The following is a 19,105-nucleotide window of genomic DNA, read 5'->3' as shown; positions in this document are numbered from 1 at the left end:
GGGTCGTCTGAACCACGAGTGGATGAGCGGCTGATCTATGCGCCGGGACTGGCGCATAGAAAGAGCTTCGTTCATACCTTCTCGGTATGACGCTAGTGCAACGAGCGATCGCTCACCAAAGGTGATGGACGTGAGGAGCAATGCGGTTTTCGTAGATAGCTTTCAGCTGCTCCATCGTCGACGGCGAGATTTCCGCGATACCGCTTGCCGAAGCATTGCCATTGGCCTGATCGGCGTTCTTTGCCCCTGGAATGACCGTGCTGACAGCCTCACTCATGAGGATCCAGCGCAAAGCGAACTGGGCCATTGTCACGTCACCGGGAACAAGCCTGCGGATATCCTCGATAACCTGGAGCGCAACCTCATAAGGAACGCCGGAGAATGTCTCACCCTTGTCGAACGCCTCCCCATTGCGATTAAATGCCCTGTGATCGTCTGCTGCAAAGGTCGTCTGAGCATTCATCTTTCCGGTTAACAAGCCGGATGCAAGCGGAACACGAACGATGACCGCCACGCCCTTGCGCTTGGCTTCACCAAAGAAAAGATCGGCGGGGCGCTGCCTGAAGATGTTGTAGATAATCTGGACAGAGGCTACGCCCGGATATTCGATCGCTTTCAGGCCCTCTTCGACCTTCTCGACGGAAACACCGTAGTTTCTGATCTTCCCCGCCTTGATCAGCGATTCCATCGCCTCGAAAACGTCTGGGCGATAATACACCTCCGTTGGCGGGCAGTGCAGCTGAACAAGGTCCAGGCAATCCGTTGCGAGGTTTTTGAGCGACCTCTCGACGAACATGGTCAGGTTGTCTTTGTTGTAACCCTCGGATATGTGCGGCGACAGGCGACGGCCTGCCTTGGTGGCGACGAACGGCCGTTCACCACCCCGTGCCTTCAACACATCAGCGATGATCTTCTCGGATCGGCCATCGCCATAAACATCGGCGGTGTCGATGAATGTCGTGCCTGCATCCAAGGCAGCGTTCAGCGCCGCTTGAGCATCCGCCTCTGACACATCGCCCCAGGAGCCGCCAATCGCCCAGGCACCAAATCCGATTTCCGAGACAGACCGTCCCGTTCTACCAAACTCTCTATAGTTCATGCATCATCTCCTTATGGCATCAATTGTCCGCCGTTGACCTCAATGACCTGCCCGGTGATGTATCCGGACATAGCCTCCGAGGCGAGGAAGAGGAATGCTCCAACGCACTCCTCCGGCGTCCCCTCCCGTCCCATGGGAATGGTCATTCGCTGGGCGGCCATGATCTCCGCCGACGTATACCGATCGTGAAATGGTGTCTGGATCAGGCCGGGGGCCACCGCATTCACGCGTATTCTGTCCTTGACGAATTCCTTGGCCTGGCCTCGGGTCAGACTGCTGACGAAAGCCTTTGCAGCTGCATAGAGGACGGCGCCACCACCGCCACCATTTCTGGCCGCGATTGACGTCGTGTTGATAATGAACCCACCCCCGGACGCCACGAGATGGCGATGAGCTGCGACGCTTGCTTCCCAGAGTGACTTCGCATTGAGGTCCAAAACACGGTCGAAATGTTCGGCGCTGACTTCCGTGGTCGGTACTCTGCCCAACATGCCACCTGCATTGTTGATGATGCCGTCGAGTCCCCCGAGAAGACGTGATGCTTCGTCCACCACCCGTGCGCCGACACCCGGCGCGCCAAGGTCCCCATGAACCAGCACCGTGTTTTCGGAATGCTTGCCCTGAAGCGCGGCGGCGGCATCGTGGCTTTCGTTAAAGTGAATGGCAACCCGAGCACCTTGCTTCGCGAATGCCGATACCACCGCAGCGCCAATTCCCGTCGAGCCTCCCGTTACAAGGACACGCTTGCCCTTGAGGTCGCTAAAAACAAACCCGTCGAACATTCTACTTCCTCCTCAAAGTCCTCAGGCATTGTCATAGCAATTGCCCGCTTCAAAGCCTCATGCTTTATGATGAACTTGGTTCACTCTTACGATGAAAGAGAAGCATCATGGATTTCTTCGAGCGCGTCGATCTTGCGGATTTGAGACTTTTCACGACCATCGTGCGCCGGCAGAGCTTCAAATCCGCAGCCATCGAGCTTGGGATAACCCCTTCGGCCGCTAGCCATGCGATGCGGCGGTTGGAAAGTCGTCTTGGCGCAAAACTTCTCAACAGAACAAGCCGGGCCGTGGCCCCGACGGATCTGGGCGTGGAACTGGCTTCCAGGCTTACTGAAGGATTTGATGTCATCGGCGCAGCACTGCACTCGCTCCGCGTGCCCGGTGCTGCGCGGTTTGGCGAGCTTCGCATCAACGCCTTCGCTGATGCCGCCCATTTGCTGATCGCTCCTGCACTACCAGAGTTCGCACGCATATGCCCCGATGTCAGGATTACAGTCGTTGTGGAGGATCGTCCGATCGATATTGTCGCTGAGGGTTATGATGCGGGCTTTCGCTATGGCCATAACGTACCAGAGGACATGGTTGCCTTGGCCCTATCAGGCCCACAACGCTGGGTGGTCGCGGGATCACCGGCATATCTAGAGGCCAACGGGACGCCAAGTTCTATCAACGACCTGGCCCAACATAATTGCCTCCAACTGCTCCTTGGAGATAACTCTGCATATAAGTGGGAGCTGTCTGAGGGCACCAGGAATTTAAGGCTGCGAGTACCAGGTTCGATAACCATCAATGACACGGCCACGACAATAAAGGCAGCAAAGGCTGGCCTCGGATTGGCATATTTGTTGGAGGCGCGAATTGCAGATGAGATCAGGGACGGCGCGTTGAAGGTTGTTTTGGCTGACCATGCCTCTCCGGGCGAACCATTCCATGTCTATTACGACAGTCGCCGCCACGGCCACCCGGGCCTGCGATCCCTGGTCAACATCATTCGCCATCAAAACGGGTTGACCCGAGTGTTCGATGAACATGGCCCCGTTGCCCATCTCTCAATACCAGCCGGTCAATGATGGCGCGACAATCCAAGATGGCCGGGCTTTAATCCGGGCTGAAGGACATCATGAGAGGCAGGTTAGTTAGACTGCTCACCAATGGTGTCCGCGACATGGGCTCCCCGTTCCCCCATTGGCACTGGCTTGCCAGTGGTAGAATCGATGGTTGTCTGATGTTCGAGTTCGGCATTGAGCTCTGCGCCCAAGATCAGGATGATCACCGATATCCAGGTCCAGACCATTAAACCGATCAGAGCACCAAGCGTCCCATAGGTCGCGTTGTAGTCGGCAAAGTTTTCAAGATAGAGTGAAAAAAGGACCGAGGCCGCCAGCCAGAGAAAGGTCGAAAAGGTCGCACCCCATGTGATCCAGCGAAGCTTGGCAGCTTCCCGGCTCGGCCCGTAGCGGTACATCATTGTAATGCCACAGCCGACAATCAGAAGCAGAAAAGGCCAACGGGCTATCTTAGCTAGAAATTCGGTCCACTGGTCCAGCCAAAGGTAACCGAGAACGGCTGGCACGACACCAACGGCTATAATCAACGCTATGGCAACGAGCAAAGCGCCAAAGGTAAAGCCCAACGAATTCAGATTGAGCCGGATGATCCCGCGCTTCTCTTTCTCACCATAGGCAACATTCATGGCTTCAAAGAGTGCCTTGATGCCGTTATTCGCACTCCATAGAGCAACCATGAAGCCGGTAATCACACCAAAGCTCAGAGTGGAGTTCTTCTGTTGTGACAATGCATCGAGCTGGGAAACGATGATGTCAAAGCCACCTGGAGGCAGCGTCGTGGATAGAAATGCAATATGCTTCGCGATGGTCAAAGGGTCGGAAAAGACCCCGTAGAGCGAAACCAGTGCAGCCAAAGCAGGAAACAGAGCCAGCAAAAGGTAATAGGTGGCGCCAGCTGCAACCAACGTAACGCGATCTTCCGTAAATCCTGCGAAGACGCGCCAGAACACGTCCCGATAACCGAGAGATGTGATTTCACCAGGCGTTGCCGCCATACGGCCTCGGTTATCGCCAACCTCAGTTGACTTGCTGTTATTCCTGTCCAAGCACCTTACCCTAGCCATTTCGACCCGCCACGTATCGCATAAGCATATTAGCATTCAAGCTGAAACGGATGTGAAGGCGCTCTCATCCACGGTGAGGTTTATCGAGCGCCAAGGTGTGACGGAGCTTAGTCAGGCGGATGGAGCGCACCCGCCTGATCCAGGTGCTAATCGCCTTCATGCCGTCGGCACCGTTCCTCCATCGATTGTGTACTCGGTCCCGGTGATAGAGGCCGCGCGGTCTGAGGCGAGGAAGGCGATCAGGTTCGCGACCTCTTCCGGTTTTGCCGGACGCCCCAGCGGAATACCGCCTAGCCCGTCCATGATGATCTTCTTGCCACCCTCAATATCTGTCCCGGCCTGTTTCGCCAGGCGCTCTGCCAGGTGGACCGAGGCTTCCGTTTCGATCCAGCCCGGCGACACCCGAACGACCCGCACACCCTTTGGCGCCACCTCCTTGGAAATGGCTTTGCTATAGGTTGAAAGTGCTGCCTTGGCCGCAGCATAGGCGGTTGTCGATTCCGGAAGCGGCAATACCCTTTGGATCGATGTGACATGCACGACGACGCCACTTCCTTGCGCGACCATGTCCGGAACGAGCAGCCGATCCAGTCGAACAGCCGGAAAGAGATTAAGCGACAGCTCCTTGTGCCAGTCATCATCCGACAGGGCCGAAAAGCCACCACCGGCCGCTGAAGATCCACCCAACATATGAACAATGACATCGACGCCGCCAAGGCGCTTGCGCGTAGCATCCGCGACCATTGCACATCCCGCTTCGGTGGTCAGGTCCGCTTCAACGAACAGCTCTTCCGGCAGGTATTCAGGATGCGCCCGCGCTGTCGTCAGAACCCGCGCACCAAGTTCGCGAAAAAGGCTGACGGTTGCAGCACCTGTGCCTTTGGTTCCGGCGGTGATGAGCGCGCGCTTGCCTCTCAGATCGAGAAAGTCGGTCATGAGTGAATCTCCAGTCTGACGATCTTGTCATCCCTTACCGTGAAAGCGTGGGTGAGCATCACCGGGCTGCCCGCAAATTGACCACTCACCCTGGCCCGAACCAGTGCCTTGTCGCCCTCAACCTTGGATTCCACTGGCTCTGCAAGGTATTGGGTCGCTTTCTTGGCGGCCAGCCACCACTGGCGGATTGCCACATCTCCCTGGTGGCGCGCATTCTCGTCCTCGACCACCGCGTCGACCACAAAAGTTTTGAGGAGTGCATCGATATCGCTGCGGCTGTCGGCGCCGAAATAGTTCTTCACAATTTGGGGCATATCCATCGTTTTTCTCCTGCTCAACGACCCCTAACTTAGCCCTCGACCAGTATTTGGATAAGTGGGATAAAGCGGCATGCGGTATTGAACGGATCGGGACAATGGATCACGCCAGTCTGAAGGAACTTGAAGCAGCCATTGCGATTGCCCGTCGCGGAACATTCCGCGCAGCAGCCATTGATCTGGGCATATCGACGACCGCACTGAGCCACACAATCGGCAGGCTCGAGGCAGGGCTGGGTGTGCGACTGTTCAACCGCACCACACGCAGCGTGTCGCTAACGGATGCCGGCAGGCTGTTTGTGCAGCAGGTCGCGCCATCGCTTCAGGATCTCCATGCCGCATTGGATCTGGTTCGCTCGCAACGAGAGACACCCTCCGGAACGATCAGGATCAATGCTGCACCCTTTGCGGCACGCGCCATCATCTCACCACTCGTTCTTGAGTTCCTGCGACGCTATCCCGATATGAACATCGATATCGTCACCGAAGGAAAAATGGTCGATATCGTCAGAGACGGTTTTGATCTGGGCGTCAGGGTTGCAGGTCTCGTTCCCAGCGACATGATTGCCGTTTCGCTCGGCCACCCTCAACGACACGCCGTGGTCGGTTCTCCTGAATATTTCGATCAGCATGGCAAGCCCATCGTTCCTCCTGATCTTCTGGGTCACAAATGCATTCGTGTTCGGTTGCCGGACGGCTCGTTGTTTAGATGGCGTTTTGAAAAAGACGGCGAGCAGGTGCAGATCGATGTGCGGGGCGCGATTTCGCTCGATGAAGCCAGCCTTACGCGAACCGCTGTCATCGAAGGTGCCGGTCTGGGCTACCTTTTCGAGCAGGATGTTCTTCCAGATATCGAAGCGGGACGCGTCATCCGTGTTCTGGAAGATTGGACGCCACCGTACCCGGGGCTCTGCCTTTACTATCCCGGCCGCCGAAACCTGTCGGCGGGCGTGAGAGCGTTTCTGGAACTCGCTCGTGAACTCTCAAGATCCGCAACTGGCCGACATTAGGGCCAGTCGTTTCGTTGCAATCGCTGTTCAAGTATGAGACCCGCAAGTAGGCACGGATGTTCATAATTTATCAAAGGGTTTTCCCGCCATGGGCGCTGTCTTTGTGAAGAGCAAATCCTGACTTTGCCACTGCTCCTCGAAATTTGCGATAGACCTAGCGCTCATCTCTGGATCAAGGGCACCGAGCTCTGCTGAGATCGCCTCCACAAGGCTGATACCGGGTAAAATCGTGGTATAGAACGAAGTGCTTTCTGCTGGGGCTAGAAGGAGATAGTCAGCATTTTCCCTCAGGGCATCGACGGCAGCATCCGTGATTATACACGTCGTCGCACCGCGCTCTTTAGCTTTTCGAGCTGCCCGAATGGCGGAGTTATAAAGCCTCCAGAAGGTGATGATAACAACGACATCACCTTCTTTCACATCGCCCAGTGCGTTAGCGATCATCACGCCATCCGTGGCCAATTCCATACGATAACCGCAAAGCGTGGCGTGGTGAGCGAGGATGTTGGCTATGGATGCAAAGCTGCCGGACCCAACCACAATGCGTCTCTTGGCGTCTGCAACAGTTTTTGCAACATCGCGAACAGACTGTCTGTCCGTGCGCCTGCGCAAGGCTGTCAATTGCTCGATCTGACGGTTCAATGCAGCATCGAAGGGCCGCTCGGAACCGGTTTCCTGTTGATGCACAACACTCACTTCTGGGGCCGACAGCTTGCTCATAAAGCGGACACGGATTTCCTGTCTCAAGTCCGGCCATCCAGAGAAACCAAGGCTTTGAGCTGTTCGCGTAATGGTCGCTACGTTGACGTTGGCTTTTAGTGCAAGCTCTGCTGCAGATGCAAAAGACGCATGTCTGGGATCGTTGATCACCGCTTGAACAACTTGGTGCGCGGCTGGCGTAAGCTCATGCTTTTCATCGAGGTTGCGAAGCCAGTCTTCCAGTGACTGCACAAATTCGTCTGCAGCGTTTTTTGCATATTGCATTTTTAAACTATCCTGTGCAAAAAATATTGCGTGGCAAAACATTGCGCACGCAATCTGCATAAGCGCGGCAAGCAATCGCACTATATAATGGGAACTGGAAATGTATAACACTGCTGCAAGACTGGAGAGGCTGCCTGTTGGCCGCTTCCAATACAAACTGTTGATGATGGGCGGCCTTGGCTACATGTTCGAGGCATGGGACGCGGGTATTATCGCGTTCCTGCTTCCTGCGTTGCGTGCGCAGTGGCAGTTGACGAGCCTTCAGGTCGGTTATCTGGCGAGCAGTACCTATGTCGGATTTCTCATCGGTGCTTTGATCGCCGGAGCGATTGGTGATCGGTATGGCCGCAAAAATGTCATGCTCTGGGCTCTGGTGCTGTTTTGCCTTGCTAGTCTTGCAGGTGCTGCGGTTAACGATTGGCATCAGTTTTTCGCAATTCGTGTCATCGGCGGTATCGGCATGGGTGCGGAAGCCGCGATCATAGCGCCGTTCCTTTCGGAATTCGTTGGCGCCAAATATCGCGGCAGGTTTACCGCTTCGCTCGCAGCCTTCTTCTCATTCGGCTTCGTCATTTCGGCGGTGCTCGGCTATTTGCTGGTACCGACGTCCGAAGATGGATGGCGGTATGCCCTGATTGTCACGGCCATGCCAGTCATCATCGTTTTATGGTGGCGCCGCAGTCTGACAGAATCGCCACGCTGGCTTGAAAGCCAGGGCCGGCATGACGAAGCCAACGAAATCGTTACAGCGATTGAAGATGACTACCGCAAACGGGGTGTCTCCCTGCCCGCAGCCGCTTCCGTGCCACAGGTTGCAGCAACACCGAATACGTCCCTCTTCGCCAATTTCAAGACACTTCTGTCACCGCGTTTCTTACGGATCACCATCATGACCTGGCTTTTGTGGGTATCGGTCACCTTCAGCATCTATGCGTTCATGACGTGGATTCCGAGCCTGTTGGTGGAACGTGGCATGACGATGACGAAGAGCTTCTCCTTTTCGATCCTCATTTATGCGGCGCAAATTCCAGGCTATTTTTCCGCAGCATGGTTTTGCGAAAAGATCGGTCGCCCCTACACCATCGTTCTTTACATGGCGTTGGCCGCTGTATCTGCTCTATCGCTTGCTTTCGCCAACGGTGACACTCAGGTTATCGCGCTCGCGATGACGCTTTCCTTCTTTATCAACGGCGTTGCGGCTGGGGAATATGCCTACACACCGGAAGTGTTTCCGACCCGTATCCGCGCGACGGGTGTTGGTACCGCATCGGCAATTGGGCGAATTGGCGGCATCGCAGCACCAATCCTCGTGGGCGCAGTTTACCCTATCGGTGGTTTTGTGGGCGTGTTCGGCATGACGACAGTCATCCTGGTGATCGGCGCTGCGTCAGTTTTGATCCTGGGAATTCCGACGAAAGACCGCTCGCTGGAAGAAATTGAAGCTGAAGAGTTCAGTGGAAGCTCCAAATAACACGCCGTGTCATCGGGAGCGACGGATGTCGCTCCCAGCTTGGGAAAGGAACAGACATGGAAAATGACATCTCGCTGTACGAGGCAATGAGAAAGAGCAATCAGCCTCAGCCCTTCTTTCAGGCGCTGGACGCGCTTCTGCAGCAGCAGGTAGGGCATATTCTCTTCACGCTTCTGGCGGTGGATGGCGGTGAAGTTGTGCGCATCTATTCGTCCGATGTTGACCATTATCCCGTATCCGGGCGCAAACCCATGACCGATACGCCATGGGGGCGTCATGTGATTGGCGAACAGAAGAGCTTTCTCGCCAAAGACATGGATGACTTGAAATGGGCTTTTTTCGATCACGAACTGATCGCGAGCCTCGGCGGTGGCACACAGATCAACGTACCCGTCGTGTTCAATGGCAAATGCGTCGGGACCATCAATCTTACCCACAGGGCAGGTCACTACAACGAGAGCCATCTTGCTCGTGCAGAAGCCTTCGCGCCTTGGCTCGTCCCCTATTTTCTGCAAGCCGCGCGGTAATTTTAAAAAAACATGCCGTATTTACAGCGGCTCGAATGAAAGCAAAGACTGATGACGACGATTCTTCTAAAAAATGCCTGCATCGTTGACGGCTCACAGAGCAAGCCAACTGCTCCGGTCGATATCTTTATCCGGAACGATCTCATCGTTGACGTAGGCAACACTATAACAGAGCCAGCAGACAGGATAATCGATCTTGCAGGCAAGACCGTCATGCCAGGCCTGATCGATGGGCATGTCCATGTCATTGCTACGAAGCTTGATCTGGGTGCGAACGCAGATTTGCCCAATTCATTGGTCGCATTGCGATCGGCCAAAATCATGAAGGACATGTTGATGCGTGGCTTTACCACGGTCCGTGACCTTGGTGGTGCCGATCATGGTCTGGTCGAAGCACTGGAAGAAAAAACAATCGTCGGTCCACGATTGATCATTTGCGGCAAGGCACTGTCCCAGACTGGTGGTCATACCGACTACAGAGGCCGGTTCAATCGTCGTTCGGTTGAGCACTATCCAGATCAACTGGGAGCTTTGGGGCGTATTTGCGATGGTGTCGATGCGGTTCGTCTAGCCTGTCGTGAGGAAATCAAAGGGGGGGCGCAGTTCATCAAGCTCATGGCAAATGGTGGCGTCTCATCCCCGACCGATCCTATCGCCAACCTAGGCTTTTCGCGAGATGAAATGCTTGCTGCTGTCGAAGAGGCGGAGAATGCCCAGACCTACGTCGCCGCTCACCTCTACACAGATGCTGCCATTCGCCGTGCTATCGAATGCGGTGTCAAATCCATCGAGCATGGCAATCTGATTACGCCTGAAACGGCGGAACTGGCGCGCGAACGTGGAGCATTCGTCGTGCCGACCAACATCGTTTATGATCGGCTTGCCAAGGATGGCGCCTCACTGGGGCTTCCACCCGTTTCTGTCGCAAAGATTGAAGACGTGCGAAGCGCGGGCTTCAACGCACTCAAGGTTCTGCATGAAGCAGGTGTAACGATGGTTTATGGCACCGACCTTCTGGGAGAGATGCATGAACATCAGTCAGAGGAATTTGTCCTGCGGGGTCAGCACCTTCCCGCTGCAGATGTCATTCGCTCAGCTACACTCGATGCCGCAAAGGCCCTGGGTTACGAGGGCAAGCTTGGAACCGTCGCGGCTGGCGCATTTGCAGACCTTATCGTTGTCGATGGCAACCCGCTTGAAGACCTTTCTTTGTTGACCGGACAAGGCCAGCATATGCCATTCATCTTAAAGGGCGGCGAATTCGTCAAAGGTTCTTGATTTCCAGGCGTAGTGTCTGTCTTTATTTGCTCCGAGGATGACTAACCGGTAACGAGCACTATCGAAGAGATAGCTCATGGATTTCGTCTCAATAGCTTAAACTGACCGCCAGCATTGTAGAGCAATTTTGCCACCTCAACGCCGCCGCGGAATATGGAACGGGGAGATTTTCATGAGCATCGATTTCAACAACGGTATGTGGCTAAACGAGCCACAGAGCTGGAAGGCGGACGACGATGGCTTGACCATCGTGACGGACGCCAAGACTGATTTCTGGCGCGAAACCTATTACGGCTTCACCCGCGACAGCGGCCATTTTCTAGGCTTTGACACTGGCAGCAGCTTTACCGCCGTTATCCGTATTCGCGGCGAGTTTTGCACTCTTTACGATCAGGCTGGCCTGATGGTTCGCATCGATGACACGAAGTGGGTAAAGACCGGGGTTGAGTTTACGGATGGCGAGCTTTTCCTCTCAACAGTCGTAACCAATGGCAAGTCGGACTGGTCGATTTCGCAGCCATTCAAGGAAATTGAGGATTTCTACATCCGCGTCACCGTCAACAACGGTGCAATGCGTATTCAGGCCTCCAGAGACGGCAAATTCTGGCCCCTGCTGCGGCTGGCGCCATTCCCGATCGCGGAACGCTATCAAGTTGGGCCGACCGCCTGCACGCCGGAACGGAGCGGCCTGTCTATAAGCTTCTCGGAGTTTTCGATCGGTCCGGCAATAACCACCGATCTCCACAATCTGACCTGATGATAGCCAATGGCGATGGGCATCGAGCCGATTTTGAAAGCTAATATTCTCTTTGTCTCACGAAGTGCGGCGGCCTAGCGTCTTCAGACGCCGAGTGACCACTCTGTGTTGATCCTTATCTGTGCCTAAATGAATGCGAGCCCGCATCGGACTGCTTTCACCGGTTCGCACATTATTCTTGAAATCTCTTTCGGCTCCAATTAATAACATGACAAATTTTGTATAGATTGTTATTCCTTCATAAACTTGCAGGGCCGAAAGATCGAACTAGAATGGGCAATAACACCAATCAGCTCGATACGGCATTCCTCAGAATTCAAGACATACTTCGTCATCGCATCCTTCGCATCGTCCACGAGCACGCTCTGGCTGAAGAGATCGTTCAGAACGCCTACCTGCGCGCTCGGACCGCCTCAGTCCTACACCCGCTGGAAAACGCAGAAGCATTTTTGTGGCAGACAGCGAAAAACCTGGCCATTGATCATTGGCGTAAGGCCAAGGTCAGGTCGATTTACGAAGCCCGGAATCTTGATGAAAATGCGCTACACAGTGTTGCTTCCACAGAGCCGTCTCCCGAAGCTATTGTCATTCAACGAGATTTGCTCAGCGCATTTTCCAAGGCCCTGCTGAAACTTCCGCAGCGCACCCAGCAGGTCTGGATATTAAGTCGGGTCGATGGCATTTCCTATCCGGAAATCGCAAAGCAGCTTGGCGTTTCACAGAACACTGTATTCAACGACATCAAATTGGCGATGGGCGTGTTACTTGATCTCAAATCACGGATCGATCCTCCTTGAAGTCGGCACCAAACCTTTCCGTGTGTTTTTTGTGAGATCGCCAGTTATGAAACGTCTAGGTAGATGTGGGAACATCCGGTTCGGAAGGCATAGATGGTTTCGATGAATGACAACCTCTCGGATCACGGTGACTACAGACATGCCGACCCCGTCACGGATCAGGCGTTGGAGTGGTTTATCACCATCAAAGTCGGCGGTGAGCCGACGGCTGCCGAGCTGGAGACGTTCCAGGTTTGGTTGGCGGCCTGCCCCAGCCATGCAGATAGTTTCGAACGGGTGAAAAATCTTTGGAGCTGTCCTGAAACACTTGTTGCTTCAAAAAGACTTCAGGACGAGTACGACACGGTTGGATCAACGACTGGCAGCCCTAAAGAGCCGACCAATCATGCAGGCGTTCGACGTCGGCATGCATTTGCCGCTGCAGCTTCGATCCTGCTGATCGCTGGGACAAGCCAGATGATGCTGGCGTTTCTCCGGTTGCCGACAGCCGACTTCACGACACAAGTCGGGGAAATCAGCACCGTCCAGCTTCCCGATGGAACGACCATGCAACTCAATTCAGACAGTGCCGTTGCGCTGGACTTTTCCGCGACAAAGCGTGGCGTCCGGATCATTCAGGGCGAAGCTTGGTTCGATGTCGTCCACAACGAAACTGCGCCATTTCGCGTGAACGGACAATTCTCCACGACAACGGTTACCGGCACGGCATTTGATGTGCGGGTCGGCACGAATAACGATACCGTCAAACTCGAACGTGGCTCGGTATATCTAACCCATAACCGCGAAGAGATCCGCCCCGTCCATCTTTTACCCGGGCAAACGGCACGGGCAACGGAGCAAGGTATATCGGCCGCACTGCCCACCGGCGATGATGAGACGATGGCATGGCGCGAAGGCAGAATCGTCTTCACTGAAAAGCCTCTTCGTGAGGCCTTGGACGAAATCTCCCGCTACTGGAATTCGCAGGTCTTCGTTTTGAACAGATCAATCCTGGATATACCTGTTAGTGGGAACTACAGGGTTGAAAGCGCGAAGGATGCTCTCAACGGCATTGTCAGTGCTGTCGGTGGTAAAGTCACCTTCCTGCCAGGCGGCATCACAATCATTCGTTAAATACTCAACTTTTTTTGTGAGATTCATTCTCCTCTTTCGTCAATCCCATTGAGGCGTCGTGATCAGCGGCGCGCATGTGGATTTATAAGGGCGCGTGCCTAGCGCCCTGGACATGGGGACGACAGTGAATAGAGGTTTAAAGCGCGGAAAGAGTTTCGCGGCGTTACTGGTTACGACAGCGGTTATATCTACCCAACTGATCCCCACAAACTCTCATGCCCAGGACATCATTACAGAAAATACAGTGGTGTTCGCCATAGAGGCGCAGCCACTGAACGCAGCCCTCAACACATTCATCCGGCAGAGCGGCTGGCAGGTTGGTTATGCGGCAGCTGTTATCAGCGGCAAGCGATCAAGCCCAATTTCGGGCAGGATGGCGCCACTCAAAGCTCTTGAGGCAATGTTATCAGGCTCAAACGTCACGATCCGTTTGACCGGCCCCAACGCGGTAATGCTTGCTGGGGCATCAACTACCGAGCAGGCTTCTGAAGGTTCGACTGTACTTGAAACGATTGTGGTCAAAGGCGCGCGCAGTGGCGTGGGCCTTGGTACCGGGAGCGTTGCTGACACAGGTACCAGCACGCTTTACGGCGGCCAGATTACTGCGCGCGCGGAAGGCAACGATGCCAATGGTATCCTTCGCAACCTTCCAAACGTCCAGTACCAGAACGATGTTGACGACGACGCCGGCATTACAGACCAGAGCGTCATAGACTTGAAACCTCGTGAGGTATCGATCTCGGGCGCACGTGTTTATGAGAACAACTTCATCATAAACGGTATGGAGATCAACGACGTCACGGGTAGTCAGGAGCGCTATGGCAGTGAGGAATTTGCAACAACTGAATCGCCGCCAAATGCAGACCGTATTTATGGACTGCATTCTCAGACAATATTTGTACCAACAGACTTTATCGAAGAGGCAACCGTCATCGATAGCAATGCGTCTGCCAAATACGGGAATTTCCAGGGCGGTGTTGTTTCGTACAAGTTAATGGATGCGCAGAAGGACCGTTGGATACGGAGTGCGAGCATCGATTACACCTCAAGTGATTGGACGAGTTTCAACCTTGCGACTAAGGACGGCCTGAATCCAAACAGCGTCGCCCGCAATGAATTTATCAAGCGGCGATCATCGATTTCGGCCAGTGGTCCGGTGACAGACAATATTGCCATCCTGGGCCAGTACAGTAGATCGAGCGCCTCCACACACAAGGACAAGGAATATCGATACAAAGAGACTGACCGCGTCGATGAAGACTCTCAGAATGATTTTTACAGAGCGCAAATAAAGGCCGACACGGACTTCGGAGATTTCACTCTGGAGGGTGCCTATACGGATTATGATCAAGCTTGGGAAAGCGCGACATGGCGCAACCTGATTTTGAATACCGAGACCCGCAGCCTCACAAGCAAGTTAGAACATCAATACGAATTCGGGGACGTCAACCCTGGCGGTATTCCTTTCTCCAATGTCAAGCTGGCCTCAAAGCTAACATATGGAAAGTCAAACACACTAAACGATATGAACGGCAATGTTGCCAGAGCCTTTGTACAACAGACTACGCGAGACTCCAAACTTGGTGGCGGTATTTTCACCTCATCTGAGCTATCCGACTGGTGCCAGACAGATCCCACCAAAACGACTACCCGCTGCTACGACGGCGCAATCGGAGACAAAGAGCAAGGCCAGGAGCAACTCGGATGGTCCGAAAACCTGACGGGTGATATCTGGAATGGTACGTTTTCCGTTGGCACCGAATACACCCATACGAAAGCTTATCGCAGGCGCCCAGAGGACGCTCTATACTATGGCGTATACACCTCACTTGGCGACGTTTCTAGCACGATCCCCGGGTTTACTTGCAACACGACCGAAGAGTGCAGCAGCGAGCAATTTGCGAGCAATAAAACGATTTATAAGGCATTTGATATCAGAGCCGAACTGAACGCGTTCAACAGTTATGCAGAGATTGAGCAAACCTGGGATTGGCTGAACGTACGGGCTGGAGCAAGACTTTCATACGACGATTATATGAAAAATCTCGACATTTCACCTCGTCTGGTCGCAACCGTGACGCCCTGGGATGACTTTTCGGTCTCCGCAGGTGTCAACCGGTACTACAATGCGCAAAGCCTCGCTTTCGCAATTCGCGATCAGCAGCCACGAGCACAGTCATACAGACGTGTTCATACGGGCGGAGTTGTCGGCGATAGCTGGACATCTACTGCGATCACCGGAAATTATAGCAACAGCGCTTCCGATCTAAAAACGCCATACACGGACGAGATCACTTTTGGTCTATCCGGCAAGGATCCAATTTTTGATGGCGATTGGCGGCTGCGTTTCCTTGATCGCCGAGCCAAGGACCAATTCGCTTCAGAGACCAGCGGGCTAGGCCGCATTCTGACCAACAACGCCCACGACGCGTATCAGTCTGCGACGGCCGAATACTCCAAGGATATTGAAGTCAGCTCTATTAACAGTCTCGAGCAACTCCGCTTCAACGCATCGGTAACCTGGTCCAAGAGCGAGGTTTCCAATGACAGCTACTTCGAAGACGATTTCGAAGACGATCATATCTGGTACAAAGGCAAGTCTTACACCCAAGCCGGTTTCAGTGTCGTAACCGGCAACATGGATATTCCGCTCCGCCTCCAGACCGGGCTTTCCAGCACTTGGTTGGATGACAGCCTTCACATAGACGTTTCTGGCAATTACAATCTTCGTTATACCGGCGCCAAAAATACCGACAAAACCATTATCGTCGATGGAATGTCTCACGACATTTACGAAGACTTCGAGTTTGACGCAGCATTAACGGTTGATCTGTCAGCCGACTACACCGTCTATAAGAAGGACGATGCCAGCCTCGTCTTCAATGTCAAAGTCAACAATCTGTTCGATGAAACAGGCAACGCCACTAGCTCGAAATCGAAGCCCTGGATAATCGGTCGTACGGTCTGGGTCGGCGCCAAGGCGACGTTCTGATGATGAAAATTGTTAGTCTCGTTATCACAGCGATCAGCCTCACTCTTATTTTTTCGCAGACCACTTTTGCAGATGAACCAACATGGGATCTCCGCCTGACACGGGGAACGCTCGAAAACGGACTATCCTACATCATCTATGATAGCGAAAAGTCGGAAGATCCCTTCAACATCCGGCTGATCGTGCATGCGGGTTCCGTCGATGAGGAAACGCCAAGCGGCGTTGCGCACATACTAGAACACATGGTTTTTCAGTCGAGCGTGGCGCATCCTGAAACATTGCACCGTTACTTCCAGCATCTCGGCTGGCGAACAGGCGTTCAGGTCAATGCCGTTACCCGAGAGACCGAAACCCAATTCATGCTGCGCACACGCCCAAACGATGCGCTCGACCTCGAGGGCTCTCTAGCGCTTGTGTCTGACCTCGCATTTGGCTCGAAATTGCTAGAAGCAGACTGGGAAAAGGAACGATCCGTCATCCTCGAGGAGCTGCGCCAGGGAAATAGCGTTGCTGACCGCATAAGTCGCCAGAAGAAAGCCCTCTTGCGCGCCGGATCACGTTATGTCGACCGCCCGACAATCGGCACGCGTGACGGCATAGAGAAGGTTTCCATTGCCGACATCCGTGCATTTCACAAGCGATTTTACGTAGCCGCCAACATGACGCTCATTCTGTCCGGTCGCATCGACAGGCAGATTGCTGTGAACGCCATCAAGCGGCTTTTCGGTTCCGCGCCAAAGCAGCCACGCCCGGATCGCGCCTATGTCAAGCTTCCGCTTAAGAATGGTATAACGACGGGACTGGTCCAGGATGAAGAGGGCTCCTCGTCCCAGGTGACCTATGCGCTGCGCATACCCATGCCAGATCGTAAAAGTGAAGATGGCCAGTTCGCGTATCTACAAAACTATTTCCTGATACGCCTCATCCGAGACGCCGTTCAAAGCCAAGGCCTTCACTTCCGTCATGCAGTCGATGGTCTAGCATTTGTCGCGCAGGAGACGACCGAAGAACGGTTGATATTGGCTTTCAATGCCCGCACGCACGATCACGAAACAGCGTGGCCAATCCTGCTAGAGACGGTCGAGCGGTTGCGCCGAAACGGGGTTTCCGGTGATGGCTTCAATTCATTGATGACGAATGCGCGGCGTATCAACACAAACAATGTTGATGCCGCGCGAAAAAGAACTTTCGCCGAATGGGAGGATAAAATCGCCTCCGCTGTACTTACCGGCTCCGTCCTTGAAGAGCCGCAAGCGCGCACCGCGAAAACGAACGCCTTGTTAAAGCGCATAACACTTGAAGGCCTTAATCGAAGGATGCAGGACATGCTGTCTTCGCCTGATAAGGTCCTATTTTATCAGGTTCAAGGTAACGTCACGCGGGTACTGCCCACCGTTGACGAGATCACAGACGCAAACACACGGTTGAGAACACTCGATTCACTTCCAGATTTGCCAGCCATCGTAGAGACACCGAACGCGGCAAAAGCGGATGAGCCGCCAAAATGGCCACAGGAGGCTCAACTGCCACGGAACGGCAAAATTACCTCTGAAACCCACAACAAGGATCCATCTATCATTGAATGGCACCTTTCAAATGGCGATAAAGTCGTATGGCTGGAGCGACAAACTCCAGATGGCAAGATCTACGTGTCGGGGCAGTCCCATCCAGGTTACATGAACGCCGAATTCGGCAGCATCCTCTCACAAACCGCCATCCAGTTACGGCAGCAGAGTGGCTTTCACTTTTGGTCACAAAGTGAATTTGATCGCTGGCAACAATCACAAAAGCAAAGCTGGAGTTGGGTTCTCAAAAAGGGATCGCTCGATATCGCAGTTGCGGCTCAGACGGACCAATTGCCTTTTCTTCTCGAACAATATGCTTCGAGTGTGGCGTTCGGCACGGTTCGAGACGAAGCATTGGACACTTTTCTTAAACAGTCAGCACCCCTTGCGCACCCCGACGACTACACGCAGCTATTGTATGGTACCGCTGCTAAGGAGCTGTCCGCCATCGACATCAACACCGTGACGACAGAGAGCCTGGCGACTACCGCTCAGGGTTTCCTATCTGCACCAGTTACATGGTTTGTAGTCGGAGCCGCTCCGGACGATACCATCAAGACGGCCTTTGCCGAGATGATTGGCGCGGTTTCGCGCGCAAAGCCACTATCCAAGATGCCAGCGCTTCAACGCAATGGAGTTCATACGGCCAACATCGAAACATTTGATACCGATAAGGCACGTGTGAAAATGTCGTTTTTTTCACCGATGAACTGGACACCAGAGGGTGCATTTATCGTCTCGACGCTGACGCCATTAGCCCAGCAAGCGCTGAAGAACAAACTGAGGCTGGAACTGGGCGGCGTTTATTCCGTGCAGTTCGACCTTGAACTTGATCCTGACTCAAACCGGATCATCGGCAATCTGTCATTCGAATGTGCACCTGAAACAGCCAGTAAACTGGCGGACGCCGCTATCGGTGTGCTCAAGACGATGCCGGAGTTAGCGTTGAATGCGGATGTCAATCGAGTTCGGGGTGACATTGCGTTTGCTGAACTCGGCCGACTTGACGACCCGAATACATTGTTACGCAGACTTGCGCTGAGCTATCTCCGATACGGCAATGGGGGATATCTTAACCGGGTGCAAAGTCTTGGTAAGCGCATCACCCCAACCTTGCTGGCAACCCACGCCCGCGGCGCGTTCAGCACGGACAACATCGCAGTGTTGATTCAAATGCCGAAGCGGTAGCGGAATATCAGTGGGGAGATCGAGACATCAATGGAATTAGAAAGAGAGCCATGGCAAGTGAACTCAGCCGCACCGCCAGGCCACGCATACCTGATGGATATGTTGATCCGGGACAGCGGAAGAGCAATGGTGGTCATCACAGCACCTATATTCACACA

The 19,105-nt window shown here is 53.9% G+C and carries 16 protein-coding genes; 10 read left to right on the top strand and 6 right to left on the bottom strand.

The window, feature by feature from the left end; all coding sequences use genetic code 11:
• Nucleotides 1-112: 112 nt before the first annotated feature.
• Both RQI55_RS15795 and RQI55_RS15790 read right to left on the bottom strand, forming a co-directional pair.
• Nucleotides 113-1,099 carry an aldo/keto reductase gene (locus tag RQI55_RS15795; RefSeq protein WP_311273197.1) on the bottom strand — a complete coding sequence of 329 codons (987 nt, stop codon included), beginning with the start codon at nt 1,097-1,099 and terminating at the stop codon, nt 113-115.
• Between the two features lie 11 nt (nt 1,100-1,110).
• Nucleotides 1,111-1,881: an SDR family NAD(P)-dependent oxidoreductase gene (locus RQI55_RS15790; protein WP_311273198.1), complete on the bottom strand. Its 771-nt coding sequence runs from the start codon at nt 1,879-1,881 to the stop codon at nt 1,111-1,113.
• Between the two features lie 107 nt (nt 1,882-1,988).
• On the opposite strand from RQI55_RS15790, the gene RQI55_RS15785 reads away from it, so the two are divergent.
• The gene (locus tag RQI55_RS15785; RefSeq protein WP_192065864.1) at nt 1,989-2,951 is read left to right on the top strand and encodes a LysR family transcriptional regulator; all 963 of its coding nucleotides are present in this window, start codon (nt 1,989-1,991) and stop codon (nt 2,949-2,951) included.
• 62 nt (nt 2,952-3,013) lie between these two features.
• Here the strand turns inward: RQI55_RS15785 and RQI55_RS15780 are convergent, their stop codons facing one another.
• The 3 genes from RQI55_RS15780 to RQI55_RS15770 all read right to left on the bottom strand — a co-directional run bounded on the left by RQI55_RS15780 (nt 3,014) and on the right by RQI55_RS15770 (nt 5,268).
• Nucleotides 3,014-3,943, bottom strand: coding sequence for a YihY/virulence factor BrkB family protein (locus RQI55_RS15780; RefSeq protein ID WP_243258346.1), 930 nt, complete (start codon nt 3,941-3,943; stop codon nt 3,014-3,016).
• Nucleotides 3,944-4,168: 225 nt separating this feature from the next.
• Nucleotides 4,169-4,948: an SDR family oxidoreductase gene (locus RQI55_RS15775; protein WP_243258347.1), complete on the bottom strand. Its 780-nt coding sequence runs from the start codon at nt 4,946-4,948 to the stop codon at nt 4,169-4,171.
• A complete protein-coding gene (locus RQI55_RS15770) occupies nt 4,945-5,268 on the bottom strand; it encodes a nuclear transport factor 2 family protein (RefSeq protein ID WP_192065869.1) in 324 nt (107 codons plus the stop codon). The genes RQI55_RS15775 and RQI55_RS15770 overlap by 4 nt, the downstream gene beginning before the upstream one ends.
• 95 nt (nt 5,269-5,363) lie before the next feature.
• On the opposite strand from RQI55_RS15770, the gene RQI55_RS15765 reads away from it, so the two are divergent.
• Complete coding sequence (locus tag RQI55_RS15765) at nt 5,364-6,275, top strand: LysR family transcriptional regulator (RefSeq protein WP_192065870.1); 912 nt, start codon at nt 5,364-5,366, stop codon at nt 6,273-6,275.
• Between the two features lie 60 nt (nt 6,276-6,335).
• On the opposite strand, the gene RQI55_RS15760 is transcribed toward RQI55_RS15765, so the two are convergent.
• Nucleotides 6,336-7,259, bottom strand: coding sequence for a MurR/RpiR family transcriptional regulator (locus RQI55_RS15760; protein ID WP_042617167.1), 924 nt, complete (start codon nt 7,257-7,259; stop codon nt 6,336-6,338).
• A 100-nt stretch (nt 7,260-7,359) separates the two neighbouring features.
• On the opposite strand from RQI55_RS15760, the gene RQI55_RS15755 reads away from it, so the two are divergent.
• From RQI55_RS15755 to RQI55_RS15720, 8 genes are all read left to right on the top strand, one after another.
• Nucleotides 7,360-8,730 carry an MFS transporter gene (locus RQI55_RS15755; RefSeq protein ID WP_042617168.1) on the top strand — a complete coding sequence of 457 codons (1,371 nt, stop codon included), beginning with the start codon at nt 7,360-7,362 and terminating at the stop codon, nt 8,728-8,730.
• Between the two features lie 56 nt (nt 8,731-8,786).
• On the top strand, nt 8,787-9,257 hold the full coding sequence (locus tag RQI55_RS15750) for a GAF domain-containing protein (RefSeq protein WP_311273199.1): 471 nt from the start codon (nt 8,787-8,789) through the stop codon (nt 9,255-9,257).
• A gap of 51 nt (nt 9,258-9,308) precedes the next feature.
• Nucleotides 9,309-10,535 (top strand): amidohydrolase family protein, encoded by a 1,227-nt coding sequence (locus RQI55_RS15745; RefSeq protein ID WP_042617170.1) that lies wholly within the window; start codon nt 9,309-9,311, stop codon nt 10,533-10,535.
• A gap of 172 nt (nt 10,536-10,707) precedes the next feature.
• Complete coding sequence (locus RQI55_RS15740) at nt 10,708-11,292, top strand: DUF1349 domain-containing protein (protein WP_311273200.1); 585 nt, start codon at nt 10,708-10,710, stop codon at nt 11,290-11,292.
• Between the two features lie 272 nt (nt 11,293-11,564).
• Complete coding sequence (locus RQI55_RS15735; RefSeq protein WP_311273201.1) at nt 11,565-12,089, top strand: RNA polymerase sigma factor; 525 nt, start codon at nt 11,565-11,567, stop codon at nt 12,087-12,089.
• Nucleotides 12,090-12,182: 93 nt separating this feature from the next.
• Complete coding sequence (locus tag RQI55_RS15730; protein ID WP_311273202.1) at nt 12,183-13,202, top strand: FecR domain-containing protein; 1,020 nt, start codon at nt 12,183-12,185, stop codon at nt 13,200-13,202.
• Nucleotides 13,203-13,326: 124 nt separating this feature from the next.
• Nucleotides 13,327-16,194, top strand: coding sequence for a TonB-dependent receptor plug domain-containing protein (locus RQI55_RS15725; RefSeq protein ID WP_311273203.1), 2,868 nt, complete (start codon nt 13,327-13,329; stop codon nt 16,192-16,194).
• Entirely contained in the window at nt 16,194-18,947 is a 2,754-nt protein-coding gene (locus tag RQI55_RS15720; RefSeq protein WP_311273204.1) for a pitrilysin family protein, read from the top strand. The genes RQI55_RS15725 and RQI55_RS15720 overlap by 1 nt, the downstream gene beginning before the upstream one ends.
• The last annotated feature ends 158 nt before the right edge of the window (nt 18,948-19,105 follow it).

Origin of the sequence: Rhizobium sp. WCS2018Hpa-16 (assembly GCF_031843705.1) — a bacterium.
Lineage (GTDB): Bacteria > Pseudomonadota > Alphaproteobacteria > Rhizobiales > Rhizobiaceae > Agrobacterium > Agrobacterium tumefaciens_C.
Note: the sequence above shows the minus strand (reverse complement) of the source record. Positions and strands in the feature narration are given on the sequence as shown.

What these genes read in the sequence shown, in the direction of transcription:
- RQI55_RS15730 (WP_311273202.1), top strand. Translation starts at nt 12,183, where the DNA reads ATGGTTTCGATGAATGACAACCTCTCGGATCACGGTGACTACAGACAT.
- RQI55_RS15795 (WP_311273197.1), bottom strand. Translation starts at nt 1,099, where the DNA reads ATGAACTATAGAGAGTTTGGTAGAACGGGACGGTCTGTCTCGGAAATC.
- RQI55_RS15720 (WP_311273204.1), top strand. Translation starts at nt 16,194, where the DNA reads ATGATGAAAATTGTTAGTCTCGTTATCACAGCGATCAGCCTCACTCTT.
- RQI55_RS15765 (WP_192065870.1), top strand. Translation starts at nt 5,364, where the DNA reads ATGGATCACGCCAGTCTGAAGGAACTTGAAGCAGCCATTGCGATTGCC.
- RQI55_RS15740 (WP_311273200.1), top strand. Translation starts at nt 10,708, where the DNA reads ATGAGCATCGATTTCAACAACGGTATGTGGCTAAACGAGCCACAGAGC.
- RQI55_RS15750 (WP_311273199.1), top strand. Translation starts at nt 8,787, where the DNA reads ATGGAAAATGACATCTCGCTGTACGAGGCAATGAGAAAGAGCAATCAG.
- RQI55_RS15745 (WP_042617170.1), top strand. Translation starts at nt 9,309, where the DNA reads ATGACGACGATTCTTCTAAAAAATGCCTGCATCGTTGACGGCTCACAG.
- RQI55_RS15785 (WP_192065864.1), top strand. Translation starts at nt 1,989, where the DNA reads ATGGATTTCTTCGAGCGCGTCGATCTTGCGGATTTGAGACTTTTCACG.
- RQI55_RS15775 (WP_243258347.1), bottom strand. Translation starts at nt 4,948, where the DNA reads ATGACCGACTTTCTCGATCTGAGAGGCAAGCGCGCGCTCATCACCGCC.
- RQI55_RS15770 (WP_192065869.1), bottom strand. Translation starts at nt 5,268, where the DNA reads ATGGATATGCCCCAAATTGTGAAGAACTATTTCGGCGCCGACAGCCGC.
- RQI55_RS15735 (WP_311273201.1), top strand. Translation starts at nt 11,565, where the DNA reads ATGGGCAATAACACCAATCAGCTCGATACGGCATTCCTCAGAATTCAA.
- RQI55_RS15755 (WP_042617168.1), top strand. Translation starts at nt 7,360, where the DNA reads ATGTATAACACTGCTGCAAGACTGGAGAGGCTGCCTGTTGGCCGCTTC.
- RQI55_RS15790 (WP_311273198.1), bottom strand. Translation starts at nt 1,881, where the DNA reads ATGTTCGACGGGTTTGTTTTTAGCGACCTCAAGGGCAAGCGTGTCCTT.
- RQI55_RS15780 (WP_243258346.1), bottom strand. Translation starts at nt 3,943, where the DNA reads ATGGCGGCAACGCCTGGTGAAATCACATCTCTCGGTTATCGGGACGTG.
- RQI55_RS15760 (WP_042617167.1), bottom strand. Translation starts at nt 7,259, where the DNA reads ATGCAATATGCAAAAAACGCTGCAGACGAATTTGTGCAGTCACTGGAA.